Source organism: Pseudolabrys sp. Root1462, assembly GCF_001426945.1.
Lineage (GTDB): Bacteria > Pseudomonadota > Alphaproteobacteria > Rhizobiales > Xanthobacteraceae > Pseudolabrys.
Map to the genome: position 1 here is coordinate 828,437 of NZ_LMFS01000001.1, position 19,791 is coordinate 848,227.

The window sequence follows — 19,791 nt, forward strand, 5'->3', positions numbered from 1 at the left end:
GCCGCGACGACCGCGGCGGCGGCTTCGGCCGTCGCCGTCACCACACGCCCGGCACCAACCGGTAGCGCACCTTGTCGCAATAGGCCGCGTAGCCGGGCAAGTCGCGCTTGAGCACGCGCTCCTCGTCGAGCAACCGCCAAGCGAACACCGCGGCGAGCGGAATGACAATCAGCAGGCTCCAATATGAACCGAGCGCCAGCGGCGTCAGGCCGAACATCAGAAGCGCGCCGGAATACATCGGATGCCGCACATAGGCGTACGGGCCGGTGCTGATCACCGGCTGATCGGCGCCGGTTGTGATCGTCGCCGCCGCATAGCTGTTCACCGACAGCACGTAGCAGACCAGTCCATAGGACAGCATCACGGCGATGTCGGCGGCGATCACCAGCCAGGCCGGCACATGCGACCAGCCGAACAGGTGGTCGAGGCCGGGCAGGGCGAACAGCAGCACGACGCAGACCGACGCGGCGCTCATGATGATCTTCTGGCTCTTTTCGGTTTCCGCCGTCGGGCCAACCGCCAGCCGCCGCTCGACCAGCGCCGGATCGTACTTGAGGAAATACAGCGAGCCGCCGATCGTGAACGCCGCGAACAGCGCCCAATAGAGCCAGCCCTGCCAGTAGGTCAGGCTCAGCGATGGCAGCACGATGATGACGCCGAGGGCGACGATGAACTTGGCCGAGCTTTCCAGGGTACGGCGGCGCAACTCAGGGCTGGCTTGCGGGGCAGCGGGCATGGCGGGGGCTCCATCATCAGAACGCACACGACGGGCTCCGGTTTGGGGGGCTAAACCGTCAGCAATGCTGACCTAATACGCCGCTTGCCCCGGCCGCCTGCAATCGGCTAGAAACCCCGATATCCGGTAGCCGCTTAACGCGGGCTTTACCGGAATCCGCGACCGTCAGGGTCGTTATTGAGGGTACTTGAGCCAATGCCGACGCGGCAGACCATCTGCGCGATCGACCCGGTGGCCGCCAATCTGATTGGCAAGGCCAAGCCGGTGGCTACCCTCATTCTGGGCACGCTCCTTCTCCTTACCCGCCCCTGAGGGCCGGCTGGGCATTGCGCCTGGGCACTCGGGGGACGGCGGCAGATCAAGCACCCTGAAACGCGCCCCTCGGTCATGAACCCGCGGCGCAGGATCCAGAGAAGGACAATTCCAATGGCTACCCCGACCCAGTCCGATAAGGACCGCGTGGTTATCTTCGACACCACCTTGCGCGACGGCGAGCAGTGCCCCGGCGCCACCATGACCCACGAGGAAAAGCTCGAGGTCGCCGAGCTGCTCGACACCATGGGCGTCGACATCATCGAGGCCGGCTTCCCGATCGCCTCGGAAGGCGACTTCGCCGCCGTCAACGAGATCGCCAAACGCGCCAAGAATTCGGTGATCTGCGGCCTGTCGCGCGCCGCGCCCAAGGACATCGACCGCTGCGCCGAGGCCATCAAGCCGGCGAGGCGCAACCGCATCCACACCTTCCTGTCCACCTCGCCGGTGCACATGAAGTACAAGCTGCAGAAGGAGCCGCACGAGGTCTTCGAGATGGTGATCGCGCAGGTGACTCGCGCCCGCAGCCACACCGACGACGTCGAGTGGTCGAGCGAGGACGGCACCCGCACCGAGTTCGACTTCCTGTGCCGCTGCGTCGAGGCCGCGATCAAGGCCGGCGCCACGACCATCAACATCCCCGACACCGTCGGCTACACCACGCCGGAGGAATATCGCGACCTGTTCCGCCGCGTGATCGAGAATGTGCCGAACTCCGACAAGGCGGTGTTCTCGGTGCATTGCCATAACGACCTCGGCATGGCGGTCGCCAATTCGCTCGCCGGCGTCACCGGCGGTGCGCGGCAGATCGAATGCACCGTCAACGGCATCGGCGAGCGCGCCGGCAATGCCGCGCTGGAAGAGATCGTGATGGCGATCAAGACACGCAACGACGTGTTTCCGTACGCCACCAATATCGACGCCACCATGCTGACGCGCGCTTCCAAGCTCGTCGCGGCGGCGACGTCGTTCCCGGTGCAATACAACAAGGCCATCGTCGGCCGTAACGCCTTCGCGCATGAGAGCGGCATCCACCAGGACGGCATGCTCAAGAACGCGCAGACCTACGAGATCATGACGCCGGAATCGGTCGGCGTGAAACAGACCTCGCTGGTCATGGGCAAGCATTCCGGCCGCCACGCCTTCCAGCACAAGCTGGAAGAGTTGGGCTATCAGCTTTCGGACAACCAGTTGCAGGACGCCTTCGTGCGCTTCAAGGCGCTGGCCGATCGCAAGAAGCAGATCTACGACGAGGACATCGAGGCGCTGGTCGATGAAGAAATCGCCACCGCGCATGACCGCGCCAAGATCGTGTCGCTCACCGTCATCGCCGGTACCATGGGGCCGCAGACCGCGACGCTCACCATCGATATCGACGGCAAGCACACCACGCATCAGGCGACCGGCAACGGCCCGGTTGATGCGATCTTCAACGCCATCCACGCCATCGTGCCGCACGAGGCCAAGCTCGAGCTCTATCAGGTGCACGCGGTGACCGAAGGCACCGATGCGCAGGCGGAAGTTTCGGTGCGGCTGGCGGCGGAGGGCCGCTCCTTCACCGCCAAGGGCGCCGATCCGGATACCCTGGTGGCGTCGGCGAAGGCCTATCTCGGCGCGCTCAACAAGATGATGAGCAAGCGCGGCAAGATGCCGGGCGTGGAGAAGCGCATTCACGCCAACGAAGGCGTCTGAACCGCCCACTGTTTCATCGGAAAGCATGCTGCGCCGCGTCCAAATGTTGGGCGCGGCGTTTTGCTGTGCCGCGGTGCGACGATTGCGCCCGGGTGGGCAGGGGCTCGGGGCGGAGCTGGGGCCTTGCCGGGCTCCGGATTTGATGCGAACCTTTCGTCAAGAGCCGTCAAAGGCTTATAAATAACGGAGGGAACGTCGATGCGCTTGTGGATCGTCGCAGCCGCTGCGGCTGCTGTTGTTGCTGCCTCTGCTGCTCCCGCTGCTGCAGCTGACCCCATCGTCATCAAATTCAGCCACGTCGTCGCCCCCGATACGCCGAAGGGCAAAGGCGCCGAGAAGTTCAAGGAGCTCGCCGAGAAGTACACCGCCGGCAAGGTCAAGGTCGAAGTCTATCCGAACTCGACCTTGTACAAGGACAAGGAAGAGCTCGAGGCCCTGCAGCTCGGCGCCGTGCAGATGCTGGCGCCGTCGAATTCGAAGTTCGGCCCGATCGGCATCAAGGACTTCGAGGTGTTCGATCTGCCGTTCCTGCTCCCCAACCTCGACGCGCTGCGCAAGGTGACCGAAGGCCCGATCGGCAAGCGCATGCTCAAGCTGATGGATGCCAAGGGCATGGTCGGCCTGGCTTATTGGGACAACGGCTTCAAGCAGATGAGCGCCAACAAGCCGCTCAAGACGCCGGCCGATTACAAGGGCCTCAAATTCCGCATTCAGTCATCCAAGGTGCTCGAGGCGCAGTTCCGCATGCTCGGCGCGGTTCCGCAGGTTATGGCTTTCTCGGAAGTCTATCAGGCGCTGCAGACCGGCGTGGTGGATGGCCAGGAGAACACCTGGTCGAACATCTACACGCAGAAAATGCACGAAGTGCAGAAGTTCATCACTGAAACAAACCATGGCTATATCGGCTACGTCGTGGTCGTGAACAAGAAGTTCTGGGACGGCCTGCCGGCCGACGTCCGCCCGCAGCTCGAAAAGGCCATGGCGGAATCAACCCAGTTCGCCAATAGCCAGTCGGCCAAGGAAAACGACGAGGCCAAGGCCGAGATCATCAAGACCGGCAAGACCACGATCGTGACGCCGACCGCCGCCGAGAACGCCGAGATGCGCAAGACCATGGCGCCGCTCTACGAGGAAATGGGCAAGCGCGTCGGCAAGGAGCTGATCGACGAAGTCGTCAAGACCGTCGGCGGCCAGAGCTGATTGGAAACCGGAGCCGCGGCATCGCCCGCGGCTCCGTCCATTCGGCTCAGCGAGCGGATGGCGAAAGGGGCGCCGTCGGCTTATCCCTCCAATCCAGTTCCGATGTGCTCGTCGTGACGACGAGGCGATCCCCCGTCAGTGCACGAGGCGCCGATGTTCCTTCGCATCCTTGACCGGCTCGAGGAAATCCTGATCGCGACGCTGATCGCGGCGGCGACCATCATCATCTTCATCGCCGTCGTGCATCGCTACGCCGTGGGCGTTCCCTGGCTCTATCCTTATGTCTTCGGCATCAATCTGACCTGGGCGCAGGAACTGTGCATCTACATGTTCGTGTGGATGGCGAAGTTCGGCGCCGCCTACGGCGTGCGTACCGGCATCCATGTCGGCGTCGATGTCGCGGTCAACATGCTCAAGCCGGCGGGCCGCAAGCGCATCATCCTGTTCGGTCTGATGGCCGGCGCGCTGTTCACCGCCCTGGTCGGCACCATGGGCGCGCGCTTTGTCTATGAACTCTATCCGACCGGGCAGGTGTCGCCGGACATGGAGATGCCGCGCTGGATCATCTTCCTCGCGGTCCCGCTCGGTTCCTACCTGATGTGCTTCCGCTTCCTGCAGGTGGCATGGACGTTCTGGCACACCGGCGAACTGCCGCATCATGACCCCGGTCACGTCGAAGGCGTGGTCGAGAGCCCGTCGGCCGCAAGGGATCTTCGCGCCGAAGAGCTCGCCGACAACGCGCCGAGGGCCTGAGATGAACACCGCCATCATCTTCGGCCTGCTGATCGTGCTGATGCTCACGGGCATGCCGATCTCGATCGCCCTCGGTCTCACCGTGATGTCGTTCCTGTTCGTGATGACCACGGTGCCGATCGAGTCGGTGGCGCTCAAGCTGTTCACCGGCATCGAGAGCTTCGAGATCATGGCGATCCCGTTCTTCATCCTCGCCGGCAATTTCCTTACCCATGGCGGCGTGGCGCAGCGCATGATCAATTTCGCGGCGTCGATTGTCGGTCACTGGTATGGCGGCCTCGGCCTCGCGGCCGTCGTTGCCTGCGCGCTGTTCGCGGCGATTTCCGGCTCGTCGCCGGCAACCGTCGTCGCCATTGGCTCGATCCTCATTCCGGCCATGGTGCAGGCCGGCTATCCGAAGCGCTTCGGCGCCGGCGTCATCGCCACCTCCGGCGCGCTCGGCATCCTCATTCCGCCGTCGATCGTCATGGTGCTTTACGCGGTCTCGACCGGCGGCAGCGTCGCGCTCGATCCGGAAGGCAAGCGGGTGCTGTCGGCGTCCGTCGGCCAGTTGTTCATGGCCGGCGTGATTCCCGGGCTGATGCTCGCCTTCCTGCTCGGCATCACGACATTCTACCGCGCCTGGAAGAACGATTATCCGCGCTTGCCGCGCGCCGACTGGCGCGCGCGCCTCAAAGCGTTCCGCGAGTCGGTGTGGGGCCTGCTGCTGATCGTCATCGTGCTCGGCGGCATTTATGCCGGCCTCTTCACGCCGACCGAGGCGGCGGCGGTGAGTGCGGTGTATGCCTTCGTCATCGCCGTCTTTGTCTACCGCGACATGAGCCTGCGCGATGTGCCGAAGGTTCTGCTCTCGTCGGCCAATATGAGCGCGATGATCCTCTATATCATCACCAATGCGGTGCTGTTCTCGTTCCTGATGACCAGCGAACAGATTCCTCAGACCATGACGGCCTGGCTCAAGAGCAGCGGGATCGGCTGGGTCGAGTTCCTGATGATCGTCAACGTCATCCTGCTGGTCGCCGGCAACGTGATGGAGCCGTCATCGATCGTGCTCATCACCGCGCCGATCCTGTTTCCCATCGCCGCGAGCCTCGGCATCCATCCGGTGCATCTCGGCATTCTGATGACGGTGAACATGGAGGTCGGTCTTTGCCATCCGCCGGTCGGGCTCAATCTCTATGTCGCGTCCGGTATCGCCAAAATGGGCATTACCGAATTAACGATTGCGACATGGCCGTGGCTGATGACGATGCTGATTTTCCTCATCATCGTGACTTACGTTCCCGAATTATCGCTGTGGCTGCCGCGAATGCTCGGCATGTTGTAGGCGGATAAATTGTCGCACCGGTATGGCCGTATGTTCGTGCATGAACGCCGGTTCATGCACATTGCGATCATTTAATGTCTGTCCAATCATTAACTTGATAAGGCGCCGCAGGGTTTCTCTACTGGCCTCCGTTGAATGGCTATCACTCGAAGCTGTTCACCATGGAGGTGGCTTATGTTGAAGACTATTCTTGCCGGCGCGACTGCACTCGCGATTGCCGGTGGTTCGCTGGCTTACGCGCAGAAGGCGCCCGACGGTCCCAAAGGCGCCGAGCGCTGGCGCCCGACCGCGCAGGACATGGCGGCGTTCGGCGATGCCCGCATCGCCGCGCTGAAGGCCGGCCTGAAACTGACGCCTGACCAGGAGAAGAACTGGCCGGCAGTTGAAACGGCGATGCGCGATATGGCCAAGCAGCGCTCCGAGCGCTTTGCGGCGCGCGCCTCGGCTGACAAGCCGGCCGATCCGATTGAGCGCATGAGCGCGCGAGCCGACGCCATGACGCAGCGCGGTACGGCGCTCAAGAAACTCGCCGATGCCGCCGCGCCGCTCTACAAGAGCCTCGACGAAGGCCAGAAGCATCGCTTCATGATGCTGGCGCGTCTGGGCGGTGAGCAGCACCACGGCTGGCGCGGTCGCCATCATGGCGACGGTCCGCGTCACATGCGCCACCACGGCCCCCGTGGCGGCCAGGGCCCGATGGGCCCGGGCAGCGACGCACCGCAGCCGCAGTAAAAGCAGGCTAATTCCGCCAAGTGGGCGAGGCCTGGCTTTCTCCCGGAAGCCCGTCTCGTCCCAAGAACCGCCGGGGTCACCCCCCGGCGGTTTTTGCTTGAAAAATAAGAAGTTAGATCAGGGGCAAAGTCGGCTTTTCCGGCCCTTTGACGCTTGCCACGGCGGGATCGCTTTGCTACACGGGCCGCCTTGCTGATGGAGCCTGCTGGCCGTCGGCAATCCGGGCGCTTAGCTCAGTTGGTAGAGCAGCTGACTCTTAATCAGCGGGTCGTAGGTTCGATCCCTACAGCGCCCACCATTCACTCCGGATTGAGACCAATGGCCGGAAGGCCGCGAGAGGCCGGCGCCGCGGTCCCGGTCAGCTTTCCACGACCCACTTCATGACATGGACGCCGGCGAGGCAGAGTTCGCCGGTCGATTTGGTGACTTCGACCTTCGAGCGGCTGCGCGCTGCGTTTGCGTCGATCTCCTCGACCGTGTAGCGCGCCGTCAGCGTGTCGCCGATGAACACTGGCGCGATGAAGCGGATCTTGTCGTAGCCCAGCGATACCGACACCGCCTTGGCGCCGCGTTCGGCCGAGCGCTTCGACATCATCGAGGCGCAGGACGACAGCAGGCCGAGCACCAGACCACCGTGGGCGATGCGTTTGCCGAACGGCGATCGTCGGGCATAGTCGTCGTTGACGTGGATGGGGTCGAAGTCGCCGCTGATCGCGGAGAACATCGCGAGGTCGGTTTCGGTGACGGTCTTGGAGAATTCCGCGGTCTCGCCGACCTTGAGGTGACACTCAAACACGGGCTTTCTCCGGGATGAGATAGCCGGCGATCATCGCCGCCTGGGCCTGATACATCTGCACGCCGGTCGAGATGCGGCAGCCGCAGGCCTTGGCATGCGCCAGCAGCGGCGTGATCTCCGGCGCGGTGACGACATCGGCCACCACGATGTTCGGGTCGAGCTTGCCGAACTGCGCCGGCATGCTGGTGTCGGGCGCCATGCCCGTCGGGCTGGCATTGGCAATGAGATCATGGCCTTCCGCGACGGCGGCGCCGACCGTGAATTGGCAGTGGCTGTGCGCCTTGCCGAGACGGCTGGCGACGTCATTGGCCTTAACCGTGTCGAGATCGACGATGGTGATGGCGACCGCGCCGGCTTCGGCCAGCGCATCGATGATGGCGCTGCCGGCGCCGCCGGCGCCGAACACCAGCGCGCGCTTGCCTTTCGGCTCGAAGCCGGCCTTGCGCGCGGCGCCGACGAAGCCGACGCCGTCGAGCATGTCGCCCGCCCAGACATTGCCGCTCTCGCGGCGCACGATGTTGACAGCGCCGACGCGGCTGGCGCGCGGCGAGGGCTTCTCGACATGCGGCAGCGCCCGCAGTTTGTGCGGCACCGTCAGGATGAAGCCATCGCAGTTCACGGTGGCTTTCAGGCCGCGCACCACAGTGTCGAAGTCGGCCGGGCGCACGTGCATGGGAACGCACAGCGCGTTGTGACCGAGGGCGTGGAATTCGCCGCTGATGCCGGCCGGCGATTTCACCTGCGCGATGGGATCGCCGAGGATCGGGAACAGGCGGGTGGCGCCGTTGACGAAGGGCGCCTTGGATTGCGGGTCGGTCATTCGGCGGCCTTCGGCATGTCGAGACGCGGCGAGCGCTGCGGCCGCTGCCGTTTGATGAGATCGTCGGACAGGCGCAGCCGCCCGGGCTGGAACAGCCGCGCGTCCATGGTGGTGAGCTGCGGCGATATCGTCGGCTTGAAGCCCATGCGCGCGACGATGTCACGCTCGAGATCGACGCCCGGCGCGATCTCGATCAACTCGACGCCGGCCTCGCCAAGCTGGAAAACCGCGCGCTCGGTGATGTAGAGCACGCGCTGGCCGCGGCTGCGCGCATATTGGCCGCTGAAGGTGATTTGCTCGACCTGCTTGACGACCTTCTGGCCGTCGCCGTCCTGGTCGATCTTCATCCTGCCGCCAGGCCAGGCGAAGGCGCTCTTGCCGGCGGTGAAAGTGCCGCTGAACACCGCGGTCTTGGCATTCTGGCTGATGTTGATGAAGCCGCCCGGGCCGACGATGCGGCCGCCGAAGCGGCTGACATTGACGTTGCCGGCCTCATCGAATTCGGCAAAGGACAGGAAGGCGAGATCGAGGCCGCCACCGTCGTAGAAATCGAACTGGTAGGGCTGGTCGACCAGCGCCGCATAGTTGCGCGCGGCGCCGGCTTCGTTGCCGGAGGCGGGCGCGCCACCGATCAGCCCCTGTTCGTTGGTGAGGCATATATTGTCGAGGACGTCTTCTTCCGCCGCGATATTGGCGATGCCGGTCGAGATACCGGAGCCGAGATTGCAGATCGCGTCGGGGAACAGTTCGAGCGCCGCGCGCCGGGCGATGATCTTGCGGGCGTCGAGCGGCAGCACCGGGATATCGGACAGCGGGATCTTCAGTTCGCCGGCATAAGACGGGCTGTAATAGGTGTCGTAAGTCTGGCTCTGCTGCGGCTCGACGACGACGAGATCGACCAGGATGCCGGGGATCTTGACCTGCTTGGCCGGCAGCGTGCCGGCGCGCGCCATGCGCTTGACCTGGACGATGACGACGCCGCCGCAGCGCCGCGTTGCCTGCGCCTCGGACAGCATCTCGCCGAACACGGCTTCTTCTTCCATGGTGACGTTGCCGTCCTCGTCGGCGGTGGTGCCGCGCAGGAAGCAGACGTCGAAGTGGAACGGCTTGAAGAACAAATAGTCCTCGCCGCGAAAATTGACGAGCTCGACCAGATCCTCCCTGGCGCTCCGGCTCTGCCGGCCGCCGCTCTGCCGCGGATCGACGAAGGTGTGCAGGCCGGTCTTGGTCAGGAGCCCGGCGCGGCCGGCGGCGATCTCGCGCATCAACTGCGACAGCGCCCCCTGCGGCAGGGTGTAACCCTCGATCTTGTCGGCGAGCGCCAGGTCGGAGATTTTCGGCGAGTTGACGAAGGTGCCGGACACGACACGCTTGAGGAGGCCCTCGTGAGCCAGATGCCCGGCGCCGAGGCCCTTGCCGTTGCCGAGACCGACCGGATGCACCGCGGTGATGTTGGCCGGGGCACCTTCGGCAAGGAAGCGCTTCTCGAGCGCCGCCATCAACGCCTCCGGCACAGCGTGGCCGCCGCCCGAACCGCCGAACAGAACCGTGTCGCCGGACCGCACGATCCGGACCGCCTCGTCAGCCGTAACGCGTTGCACGGATAGTCTCCTCCTTCAGAACTGGCCCGGGAAGTGACAGGCCACGAAATGGCTGGGCCGAACCTCGGCGACCGGGGGCATTACCTGCGCGCAGATCGCCTGAGCGATCGGGCAGCGGGTGCGGAACGGGCAACCGGACGGCGGATCGACCGTGCTCGGCGGTTCGCCCTGCAGCGGCAGGCGCTGGCGCGCCGCCTCGATGGTCGCGTCGGGAATGGGAACGGCGGAAATCAGATAGCGCGTGTAGGGATGCAGCGGCTCGGCGAACAGCGTATCGGCCGGCGCGATTTCCATGACGCTGCCGAGGTAAAGCACGACGACGCGATCCGATATGTGCCGCACCACGGCGAGATCGTGGGCGATGAACAGGTAGGTGAGGCCGAAGCGTTCCTGCAGGTCGATCAGCAGGTTGATGATCTGCGCCTGGATGTTGACGTCGAGCGCCGAGATCGGCTCGTCGGCGATGATGAAGTCGGGCCGCACCGACAGCGCGCGGGCAATGGAAATGCGCTGGCGCTGGCCACCGGAGAACTCGTGCGGATAGCGAGTCGCGGCCTTCGGCGTCAGGCCAACGACATCGAGCAATTCGGCGATGCGCTCCCGCGTCTCCTTCTCGCTCTGCGTGATCTCGTGAAAGCGCAGCGGCTCGCCGAGAATGTCGCCCACGGTCATGCGCGGGTTGAGCGAGGCATAAGGGTCCTGAAACACCATCTGCATGCGCCGGCGCAGCGGCCGGATCTGCGCCTGCGAGGCGCGGGCGATGTCCTGGCCGTGGAACATCACCGAACCCGACGTCGGCTCATGGATGCGCGCCACGACGCGCGCCAGCGTCGATTTCCCGCAGCCGGATTCGCCGACGAGTCCGACCGTCTCGCCCTGCGCGACATCGAGGCTGACGCCGTTGATGGCATGCACCCACTTCTGCTTGCCGAACAGGGTGGTCTTCGGCAGCGGGAAGTGCTTGACGACGTTGCGCAGTTCCAGGAGGCGTTCGCCGCGCTTGATCACGGTCTCGCCGTGATGGCCTCCGGTGCGCGCCTTGGCTTCGGCCGGCGCGTCGCGGCTGGTTTCCGGAGGAGGCAGGTCCTGTCCGGCCTGGGTGACCCAGCATCGCGACTTGCGTCCGGGACTGATCTCCAGAAGCTCAGGATGCTGCTCGCATTTCTCGATGCGGAACGGGCAGCGCGCCGCGAAACGGCATCCCGCCGGCAGATTGAGCGGATCGGGCGGAGCGCCCTCGATGGTGACGAGACGTCTTTGCCCTGGCACATGGCGGTCGATGCGCGGCACCGCGTTGATCAGGGCCCAGGTGTAGGGATGGCGCGGGTCGGCCAGGATCTTGTCGGTCGGGCCTTCCTCGACGACCTCGCCGGCATACATCACGACGACGCGCGAGCAGACGCTGGCGATGACGCCGAGATTGTGACTGATCAGGACGATCGCGGTCTTGAAGTCGCGATTGAGCTCGACGATCAGTTCGAGGATCTGGGCTTGGATGGTGACGTCGAGGGCGGTGGTCGGTTCGTCGGCGATCAGCAGCTGCGGCTCGTTGGAGAAGCCCATGGCCAGCATGACGCGCTGGCGCATGCCGCCCGAGAACTGGTGCGGATAGCTGTCGACGGCGCGCTCCGGCGCGGTGATGCCCATGCGGCCGAGCAGTTTGATGGCGCGGTCGAGCGCCTGCTCTTCGGTCAGGCGGCCGTGCACCACCATGGTCTCGACGAGCTGGCGCGCGATCTTGAGAACCGGATTGAGCGATGTCATCGGGTCCTGGAAGACCATGGCGATGCCGGCGCCACGGACCTTGCGCAATTCCTCGAGCGACATCGTCACGATGTCGCGGCCGTCGAATTTGATCTCGCCGCTGACGATGCGGGCCGGATCCTCGATCAGGCGCATCAGCGACAGCGCAGCGACGGTCTTGCCCGAGCCGGATTCGCCGACGATACCGAGGGTCTCGCCGGGCGCGACCGAGTAATTGATGCCATCGACGGCGCGTACGACGCCTTCATCGGTGTAGAAATAGGTGCGCAGGTTGCTGACGTCGAGAATGCTGGCGGCGTCCTGCGGCGTCGTCGTATCGGTGGGCGCGATTTTGGTGAGGTCCTGCATCGCCATGCCTCACCAGCGCCGCGACTTCGGATCGAGCCAGTCGCGCACGCCGTCGCCCATGAAGTTGAAGCCGAGCACGATCGACAGGATGGCAAGGCCGGGGAAGGTGGCGACCCACCACTGCTCGATCAGTTCGCGGCCCTCTGACACCATGGAGCCCCATTCGGGGGTCGGCGGGACGACGCCGAGGCCAAGGAAAGACAGCCCGGCGAACGTAATGATGGCATTGCCGACGTCGAGCGTGACCAGCACGATCAGCGGACCGACCGAGTTCGGAATGATGTGGCGCAGGAGAATGCGCGCCGGGCTGTAGCCGACCACCACCGCGGCTTCGACATATTCCTGCGAGCGCTGCACGATGATCATGCTGCGCGCGAGGCGGGCGAATTTCGGCCACCACACCACCAGCATGGCGATGATGGTATTCGTGGCGCCGATGCCGAGCGCGGCGGCGATCGCCAGCGCCAGGATGATCGGCGGGAAGCACAGCACGAGGTCGGTGATGCGCATCACCACTTCCTCGGTCTTGCCGCGCGCATAGGCGGCGATGCCGCCAACCAGCGTGCCGAACACAGCCGCGACAAGGACCACGACGATGCCGGTGAACAGCGAGATGCGCGCGCCGAAGATCAGACGGGTCAGCACGTCGCGGCCCAGCATGTCGGTGCCGAGCCAGTGCAACTGCGACGGCGGCTGCAGACGCTTGGTGACATCGACGAGTTCGGGGGTGTAGGGCGTCAGCAGCGGCGCGAAGATCGCCACCAGCACCCAGAGCACGATGATTGCGGCGCCGATCCCCGGCAGTCCGTAGCGCCGGAAGTTGCGCCGCCACAGCGATTTCGGCTTGTCGACGGCGATGACGCCGGCTTGCGCGGTCACGCTCATCGGATCACCCGCGGGTCGAGCAGGGCGTAGCTGATGTCAATCAGCAGATTGATGATCAGATAGGTGACGGCGACGACCAGCGTGATACCCATGATCGCCGGGAAGTCGAGCGCTGCGGCACTGCGGAACGTGTAGCGACCAAGCCCGGGCCAGGAGAAGATCGTCTCGGTCATCACCGCGCCGGTCAGAAGGTTGGCATAGGCGAGGCCGCCGAGCGTCACCACCGGGATCAGCGCATTGGGCAGAATGTGACGCATCACGATCTTGCGCTCGCTCAAGCCCTTGGCGCGGGCGACGCGGACGTAATCCTGGTGCATGCATTCGAGGACGCTGGCGCGCGTCGTGCGCGTGATCAGGCCGAGCGTTGCCGCCGCGAGCACGATCGAGGGCAGCACGAGATGCGCCAGCGCGTCGCGGAACGTGTTCCAGTCACCGGCGAAAATACTGTCGATCAGAAACAGTCCAGTGACGTTGGGCGGCGCGAATGCGATCGGATCGAGACGCCCGGGCCCCGGCGCGATCTGCAGTTCGCCGTAGAAGATCGCCAACATAATGAAGGCAAGCCAGAACGTCGGCGACGACACGCCGATAAGCGAGACGAAGCGGGCGACGTGGTCGACCCAGGAATCGCGGCGCACCGCGGCGATGACACCGAGCGGCACGCCGATCACGGCCGATAGCAGGAAGCCGACGGTGGCGAGCTCGATGGTCGCCGGCGCGTAATTCTTGATGTCGTCGAGCACCGGGCGCTGCGACGCGATCGACATACCGAGGTCGCCGTGCGCCAGTTCCTTGAGGAAGATGAAATATCGCGTCCACAGCGGCTCATCGAGCGCCCATTTGGCGCGGAACGCTTTGAGGAAGTCCGGATTGGACGCGGCGAGATCGCCGAGTTGCGCCAGCGCCGGATCGCCGGGGACGGTGTTGGCAATGAGGAAGATGACGAGTGTGGCGAGCAGCGCCATCACCACCGCAAGGCCGAGCCGGGAAACGATATACCGCGGCATGACGTTACGATCCGCCAATTCGGTTGGCGGATGACGCCGAACACGGGTCCTGTACGCGTCTTTGGACGGTCAGTGCTCCCTCCCATAAAAGGCTTGTTTTACGCCTTTTAGATCGTTCTAAATTTTTGGTGACGGCTTGTCAAATCCCGCTTAGGATATCCGTCAATCACAACAGCCCCGCCGCACGACATGGTGCGATGCGTGGATGGGACGGAAGCCAAACCGGGCCAGCAGGCCGCCACATCATGAGTATAGCAGAAATCGAAAGCGACGCAGCCGATCGCCACCAGATGATGCGCGACACCGCGCGTCAATTTGCCGACCGCGAGATCAGGCCGATCGTCGCCGAGCTGGACGAAACCGAGCGGTTCCCCGCCGAACTCTACGCCAAAATGGCGCGGCTGGGCATGTTCGGCATCACTGTGTCGGACGAGCTGGGCGGCGCCGGCGCCGACGTCGTCGCCTACGCGCATGTGATGGAAGAATTGTCGCGCGGGTATGCCTCCGTCGCCGATCAGTGCGGCCTCGTCGAATTGGTGGGCACTTTGCTGTCAACCTACGGCACGCCCGAGCAGCAGCGCACGTTCCTGAAGCCGCTGCTCGCCGCCGAGCGCCGCTGCGCCTACGCCATCACCGAGGCCGAGGCGGGTTCGGATGTATCCGGCATCAAGACCACCGCGGTCGAAACCGCGGATGGCTGGCGGCTCAATGGCGGCAAGCTGTGGATACACAACGCGCCGGTCGCAGACTTCGCCGTGGTGCTGGCGCGCACCGCGCCGGAACTCGGCAAGCGCGGCATGAGCATCTTCATCGTCGAGCGCGATCGCAAAGGCTACCGCATCGGGCGGCAGGAACACAAAATGGGCCAACGCGCCTCGCAGGTCGGCGCGCTGCATTTCGACGATATCGAACTGCCGAAGAGCGCCTTGCTCGGTCCGCTCAACCGCGGCTTTCACATGATGATGAGCGTGCTCGACAAGGGCCGTGTCGGCATCTCCGCGCTCGCCGTCGGCATCCTGCAGGGCGCGCTCGATGCTTCGGTCGCGTACGCCAAGGAGCGGCGGCAGTTCGGCCAGGCCATCAGCGAATTCCAGGCGGTGCAATGGATGCTGGCCGATATGGCGAAGGATCTGCACGCGGCGCGGCTGATGACCTTGCATGCCGCTGCCGCGCTCGACAGCGGCGAGCGCGCCACGACGGAATGCTCGATGGCCAAATGCTTTGCCGCTGACGCTGCGGTAACGCACGCTGCCAATGCCGTGCAGGTGCACGGCGGCATGGGCTATATCCGCGGCATGGAAGTCGAACGGTTGTACCGCGACGCCAAGATCACCCAGATCTACGAAGGCACCAACCAGATCCAGCGCATGCTGATCGCGCGGCAGTTGCTGGCATGAGCGAGCGGCCGCGCGTCTTTATCACCGGCGGCCGGCGCGGCATTGGCCGCGGCGTCGCCTATGCCTTCGCCGAAGCGGGTTACGACGTCGCGATCAACGACATCGTCCGCGACGAAGCGGCCGAAGAGACCTTGGCGGGGCTGCGCCAGCGCGGCGCCGGCGCGGCGTTTATCGAGGGCGATATTGCCGATCTCTCCGGCCACCCGCGGCTGATCGATGCGGCCTGGGGTGCTTTCGGCAGCATCGAATGTCTGTTCAACAATGCAGGCATCACGTCGCGGGAGCGGGGCGACATGCTCAATCTGACGCCGGACAGCTACGACGCCGTCATGGGCATCAATCTGCGCGGGCCGTTCTTTCTGACGCAGAACGTCGCCCGCCGCATGGTTGCGGCCGCCGCCGGCCCGCATCCGCGCTCGATCATCAACATTTCTTCGGCCAATGCCACTTTGGTCGCGCCGGATCGCGCCGACTACTGCCTGTCCAAGACGGCCATTTCGATGATGACCAAGCTCTATGCCGTGCGCTTGGCGGAGGCGGGGATCGGCGTCTTTGAAATCCGCCCCGGCATCATCCGCACCGATATGACAGCGGTGGTGCGCGAGAAATACGACCGCCTCATCGGCGAAGGCGTGGTGCCGGCAAAGCGCTGGGGCGAGCCCGCCGACATCGGCAAGGCCGCAGTCACGCTGGCGTCGGGCAGCCTGCATTACAGTTCAGGCGACGCCATCCATGTGGATGGCGGTTTGCATATCCACCGATTGTAGGAGCGCGCGGCGTGCCGGCCAATGGCGGCTCAGCCTCACTTGCCCGCAGAGCGCCGCGCCGGCCGGGCGCGGTCGTTGATCGGCTGTCCGCTGGACGCGCGCACCACCAGTGTGGGTTCGAGCACGGTTTCACGGCGCGGCGCCTTGTGATCTGCGATACGGTCGAGCAGCATCTGCGCGGCGAGTTCGCCCATCGCCGTGGTATCGATGGCCACCGTGGTCAGCGCCGGGCTCCACAGCGCCGCCTCCCGGATGTCGTCGCAGCCGGTGACGGCAAAATCCCGCCCCGGCTCGATTCCCAATTGACGCAGGCCCAGCATCACGCCGAAGGCGACGACATCGTTGAAACAGGCCGCCGCTGTCGGCGGGTTCGGCAGTTTGAGCAGCGCCTTGATCGCCTCGGCGCCGTTCTCGCGCGTCGGCGTCGTGTGGATGATCAGTTTTTCGTCGAGAGCGATGCCGTGGGCGGCGAGCGCCTCGGCGTAACCGGCGCGGCGCTCCCAGCCGGTGGAGATCAGGTCGAGGCCGCCGACCATGGCGATGCGGCGGTGGCCGAGCGAGATGAGATGCTCCGTTGTCAGAACCATGCCGCGCCGGTGGTCGTTGCCGGCGAAGTCGAGCTTGGCGTCGCGCACATAGCGCGAAATCTGCACGCAGGGCATGTCGATCTTGTTCAGCCGGTGCAGCGCCTTGGCGGTGGTGCCGGCGGCGGGGCAGATGATGATGCCGTCGGCGTTGTATTCGCGCATCGTGTCGATGAACTGATCCTGCCGCGCCGTGTCCTCAGCCGAATTGCTGAGGAATACCGAATAGCCCATGCGGTTGAGCGCGCGCTCGATGGCGGCGGTCAGCTCGGCGAAATAGGGGTTGGCGAGTTCGTTGATGGCGACGCCGACGGTGTGGGTGCGCTGCGTGCGCAGGCTGGCGGCGCCGCGGTTATACACATAGCCGAGTGTGCGCATCGACTCGACGACGCGCTCACGCGTCTTTTCGGCGACCAGCGGGCTCTTGCGCAGCACCAGCGACACCGTCGCCGGCGACACGCCGGCGTGCTCGGCGAGATCGCGCAAGGTCAGGCGGCTGCGCGTACGGCCGGTTGGTTTAGGTCCCGATGCCATCGCTACTCACGATTCGCGCCGCGCCGGATGAAGTATCCGTCGCGGGTCCTATGAATTCGCAAGATGCCGGAGGTCGTCATGACAGAGGAAGTCACATTTACCGTCGCCAATTTCGTCGGCGAGATAATGCTCAATCGTCCGCAAAAGCACAACGCCATGACGCCGAAGATGGCCGCGGAACTGCAGGCTATTTGCGCCGCCGTCGATGCCGACGACGCGGTCAGCGTCGTTCTGGTCAAGGGCGCCGGTGAACGCGCGTTTTCCTCGGGCAGCGACCTCAACTCCCTAGCCGAATACCCGAGCGCCTGGGCCTTTCGCAACCGGGTCATCTACGAGAGCGCGATCCGCAACATCAAGAAGCCGGTGATCGCCGCGCTCAAGGGCTGGGTGCTGGGCGGCGGCGCCGAGATGGCGATGGCGGCCGATATCCGGGTCGCTGGCCGCAGCATGAAGCTCGGTTTTCCTGAAGTAACGCGCGGCTGGGTCGGCGGCGGCGGCGCCTCGCAGATGCTGCCGCGCATTATCGGCTACGGGCAGGCGATGCGGCTGTTGCTGACCGGCGAGCCGATCGACGGCGAGGAAGCCTACCGGCTCGGCCTTGTCGAGTTTCTGGTCGATGACGCCAACCTGGAAAGCGAAGCGCGGGCGTTGTGCGCGAAGATCGCCGGTTACAGCCCGGTGGCGTCGCAGTCGGTGAAGGCGGCAGTGCGCATGGCGCTGTCGTCGACCCTGGAGGCGGGCCTGCGCTACGAAAACGAGATGAATACGCTGTGCTTCTCGGCTGGCGATCATCTCGAAGGCATCAACGCCTTCCGCGAGGGGCGCAGCGCCGAGTTCAAGCGCTAGCTGCCACGTATCAAACGAAAAGGGCGGCCCGGTTAGGCCGCCCTTTGATTGCAAGCCTCGCTGCTCAGGCTTTCGGCTTGACGTCCTTGACGTCGAGCATCCAGCCCGCGGCGGTGAGCGGGAAGTCGCCGATCGTCTGACGCACCGCGATCTGATACACCGGCTGGAACAGGATGAAGTGGTTGGCCTGATCGACCAGCACCTTCTGCCAGTTCACCCACATGTCGGCGCGCTTCTTAGCGTCCTGTTCGACATAAGCTTGGAACGCCAGGTCGTAGACGTCCTTCGGCACCTCCCAGTGCACACGCTTGGCGACACGCTGCACAACGGCGGCCGCCCACAGCAGATTGTCCACCGCCGGCGGATTCCAGAAGGTCAGGACGCCGCCTTGCGACTTGCCGCCGGTGAAGGTGGTGCGCAGGTTGACCTGATCCATCGGCTTGAGCTGCGCCTTGATGCCGACCTGGGCGAGGTCGGATTGGATCTTCTGTGCGAGGTCCTGATAGGTCACACCCTGCACCGCGGCGTTGCCGTAGGAAATTTCGAACTCGAACCCGTCGGGATGACCGCCCTTGGCCAGCAGTTCCTTGGCCTTGGCCGGATCGTGGCGGAAGCCGATCTGTCGCGCGATTTCCTCGGTCGAGCCTTCGACGCCGATCGGCAGGAAATGCGCGGGGCGCAAAGCCGCGCCGCCGAGCATCGAGTTCTTGATACCGTCATAGTCGATGGCGTAGCCGATCGCCTGGCGGCATTCCTTGACGGCGAGCGCCTTGTTGAATTCCGGCTCCTGCGTCAGCGCCATGTAGACGAAGTCGAGACTCCTGAGCGGATCGAGGCGGACGTCCTTGTCGCCCTGGAGCGACTTGATCTGCTCGGGGATCAGGTTGAAAGCCGCATCGATGTCGCCGCGGCGAACAGCGAGCAATTGTGCCGCGCCGTCGCTGATGTGACGAATGACGATGCGCTCATAGGGCGGCTTGCCGGCCCAGTAGTGATCGTTGCGGACCAGTTGGATCTGCGCGTTTCGTTCCCAGGCTGCGATCTGGTAGGCGCCGGTGCCGGCCGACTTGGTATTCAGCCATTGCGTCGCCTTGTCGGCGGTCTTGGCATCGGCAGCCGCCGAGCCGCCATTGGCCTCGACCACGGCCTTTTCCATGACGACGAATTCCGGCGCCGCCAGCACCGTAAGGATGGGCTGTTCCGGCTTCTTCAGGATGATGTCGAAGGTGTTCTTGTCGACCGCGGCGACGTGATCAATGTTCTCGACGTATTGGGCGGGCTGATCTTTCAGGTTGAGCAGGCGCTCAAACGACCACTTCACGTCCTCGACCGTCATCGGCTTGCCGGAGGCGAACTTGACGCCGTCGCGTAAGGTGAAGCGCCAGCCTTTGCCGTCGGGCGTGCGGGCCCACTTGGTCGCCAGCGCCGGCTTGACGTTGATGTAATCGCCGGGCGCCATGGTGACGAGCGGCTCGTAGGCCGTGTTCACCGTCATCGGCGAGGTGTATTGCGCCAGCCGCGCCGGATCGAGGGTGATGGTGTCGCTGATGTCGATGCCGAGCACCAGCGTCGTCTTGCGCGTCTGCGCGAAGACCCGTGACGGCAGCAAACCCGTCAGCGCCGCTCCCCCGATGCCGAGAAGTTGCCCGACCTGACGGCGGTTGAGCCACATGCCTTTTTCGGATGCCAT

The 19,791-nt window shown here is 64.7% G+C and carries 17 protein-coding genes and 1 tRNA gene; 9 read left to right on the plus strand and 9 right to left on the minus strand.

Annotated features, from left to right (window positions below):
• Window positions 1-37 precede the first annotated feature (37 nt).
• Window positions 38-736: an isoprenylcysteine carboxylmethyltransferase family protein gene (locus tag ASD45_RS03925; RefSeq protein WP_056910291.1), complete on the minus strand. Its 699-nt coding sequence runs from the start codon at window positions 734-736 to the stop codon at window positions 38-40.
• A 426-nt stretch (window positions 737-1,162) separates the two neighbouring features.
• On the opposite strand from ASD45_RS03925, the gene ASD45_RS03930 reads away from it, so the two are divergent.
• The 6 genes from ASD45_RS03930 to ASD45_RS03955 all read left to right on the plus strand — a co-directional run bounded on the left by ASD45_RS03930 (window position 1,163) and on the right by ASD45_RS03955 (window position 7,050).
• On the plus strand, window positions 1,163-2,740 hold the full coding sequence (locus ASD45_RS03930; RefSeq protein WP_056910292.1) for a 2-isopropylmalate synthase: 1,578 nt from the start codon (window positions 1,163-1,165) through the stop codon (window positions 2,738-2,740).
• Between the two features lie 198 nt (window positions 2,741-2,938).
• On the plus strand, window positions 2,939-3,940 hold the full coding sequence (locus tag ASD45_RS03935; protein ID WP_056910293.1) for a TRAP transporter substrate-binding protein: 1,002 nt from the start codon (window positions 2,939-2,941) through the stop codon (window positions 3,938-3,940).
• Window positions 3,941-4,093: 153 nt separating this feature from the next.
• Window positions 4,094-4,693: a TRAP transporter small permease gene (locus ASD45_RS03940; protein WP_056910294.1), complete on the plus strand. Its 600-nt coding sequence runs from the start codon at window positions 4,094-4,096 to the stop codon at window positions 4,691-4,693.
• A gap of 1 nt (window position 4,694) precedes the next feature.
• Window positions 4,695-6,020 (plus strand): TRAP transporter large permease subunit, encoded by a 1,326-nt coding sequence (locus ASD45_RS03945; protein WP_056910295.1) that lies wholly within the window; start codon window positions 4,695-4,697, stop codon window positions 6,018-6,020.
• A 174-nt stretch (window positions 6,021-6,194) separates the two neighbouring features.
• Window positions 6,195-6,752 (plus strand): Spy/CpxP family protein refolding chaperone, encoded by a 558-nt coding sequence (locus ASD45_RS03950; protein ID WP_082540631.1) that lies wholly within the window; start codon window positions 6,195-6,197, stop codon window positions 6,750-6,752.
• Window positions 6,753-6,974: 222 nt separating this feature from the next.
• A tRNA-Lys gene (locus tag ASD45_RS03955) sits at window positions 6,975-7,050 on the plus strand.
• A gap of 60 nt (window positions 7,051-7,110) precedes the next feature.
• Here ASD45_RS03955 and ASD45_RS03960 read toward each other — a convergent pair.
• Genes ASD45_RS03960 through ASD45_RS03985 form a run of 6 tightly spaced genes read right to left on the minus strand, consistent with a single transcriptional unit; the run spans window position 7,111 to window position 13,973 of the window.
• Window positions 7,111-7,548 (minus strand): MaoC family dehydratase, encoded by a 438-nt coding sequence (locus tag ASD45_RS03960; RefSeq protein ID WP_056910296.1) that lies wholly within the window; start codon window positions 7,546-7,548, stop codon window positions 7,111-7,113.
• Window positions 7,541-8,368 (minus strand): shikimate dehydrogenase, encoded by an 828-nt coding sequence (locus ASD45_RS03965; protein ID WP_056910297.1) that lies wholly within the window; start codon window positions 8,366-8,368, stop codon window positions 7,541-7,543. Before ASD45_RS03965 ends, ASD45_RS03960 begins: the two co-directional genes overlap by 8 nt.
• Window positions 8,365-9,969, minus strand: a complete 1,605-nt coding sequence (locus ASD45_RS03970) for a CoA-transferase (protein WP_056910298.1) — start codon at window positions 9,967-9,969, stop codon at window positions 8,365-8,367. Before ASD45_RS03970 ends, ASD45_RS03965 begins: the two co-directional genes overlap by 4 nt.
• Window positions 9,970-9,984: 15 nt before the next feature.
• Window positions 9,985-12,087 carry an ABC transporter ATP-binding protein gene (locus tag ASD45_RS03975; RefSeq protein ID WP_056910299.1) on the minus strand — a complete coding sequence of 701 codons (2,103 nt, stop codon included), beginning with the start codon at window positions 12,085-12,087 and terminating at the stop codon, window positions 9,985-9,987.
• Between the two features lie 3 nt (window positions 12,088-12,090).
• Entirely contained in the window at window positions 12,091-12,966 is an 876-nt protein-coding gene (locus ASD45_RS03980) for an ABC transporter permease (RefSeq protein ID WP_056910300.1), read from the minus strand.
• The gene (locus ASD45_RS03985) at window positions 12,963-13,973 is read right to left on the minus strand and encodes an ABC transporter permease (protein ID WP_056910301.1); all 1,011 of its coding nucleotides are present in this window, start codon (window positions 13,971-13,973) and stop codon (window positions 12,963-12,965) included. Before ASD45_RS03985 ends, ASD45_RS03980 begins: the two co-directional genes overlap by 4 nt.
• A 245-nt stretch (window positions 13,974-14,218) precedes the next feature.
• Between ASD45_RS03985 and ASD45_RS03990 the strand changes: the two genes are divergently transcribed.
• Both ASD45_RS03990 and ASD45_RS03995 read left to right on the plus strand, forming a co-directional pair.
• A complete protein-coding gene (locus ASD45_RS03990; protein ID WP_056910302.1) occupies window positions 14,219-15,370 on the plus strand; it encodes an acyl-CoA dehydrogenase family protein in 1,152 nt (383 codons plus the stop codon).
• Complete coding sequence (locus ASD45_RS03995) at window positions 15,367-16,137, plus strand: 3-ketoacyl-ACP reductase (protein WP_056910303.1); 771 nt, start codon at window positions 15,367-15,369, stop codon at window positions 16,135-16,137. The genes ASD45_RS03990 and ASD45_RS03995 overlap by 4 nt, the downstream gene beginning before the upstream one ends.
• Before the next feature lie 35 nt (window positions 16,138-16,172).
• Here ASD45_RS03995 and ASD45_RS04000 read toward each other — a convergent pair whose 3' ends face one another.
• A complete protein-coding gene (locus ASD45_RS04000) occupies window positions 16,173-17,255 on the minus strand; it encodes a LacI family DNA-binding transcriptional regulator (RefSeq protein WP_056910304.1) in 1,083 nt (360 codons plus the stop codon).
• A 78-nt stretch (window positions 17,256-17,333) separates the two neighbouring features.
• Between ASD45_RS04000 and ASD45_RS04005 the strand changes: the two genes are divergently transcribed.
• Window positions 17,334-18,101, plus strand: coding sequence for an enoyl-CoA hydratase/isomerase family protein (locus tag ASD45_RS04005; RefSeq protein WP_056912576.1), 768 nt, complete (start codon window positions 17,334-17,336; stop codon window positions 18,099-18,101).
• A gap of 64 nt (window positions 18,102-18,165) precedes the next feature.
• Here the strand turns inward: ASD45_RS04005 and ASD45_RS04010 are convergent, their stop codons facing one another.
• Window positions 18,166-19,791, minus strand: a complete 1,626-nt coding sequence (locus ASD45_RS04010) for an ABC transporter substrate-binding protein (RefSeq protein WP_056910305.1) — start codon at window positions 19,789-19,791, stop codon at window positions 18,166-18,168.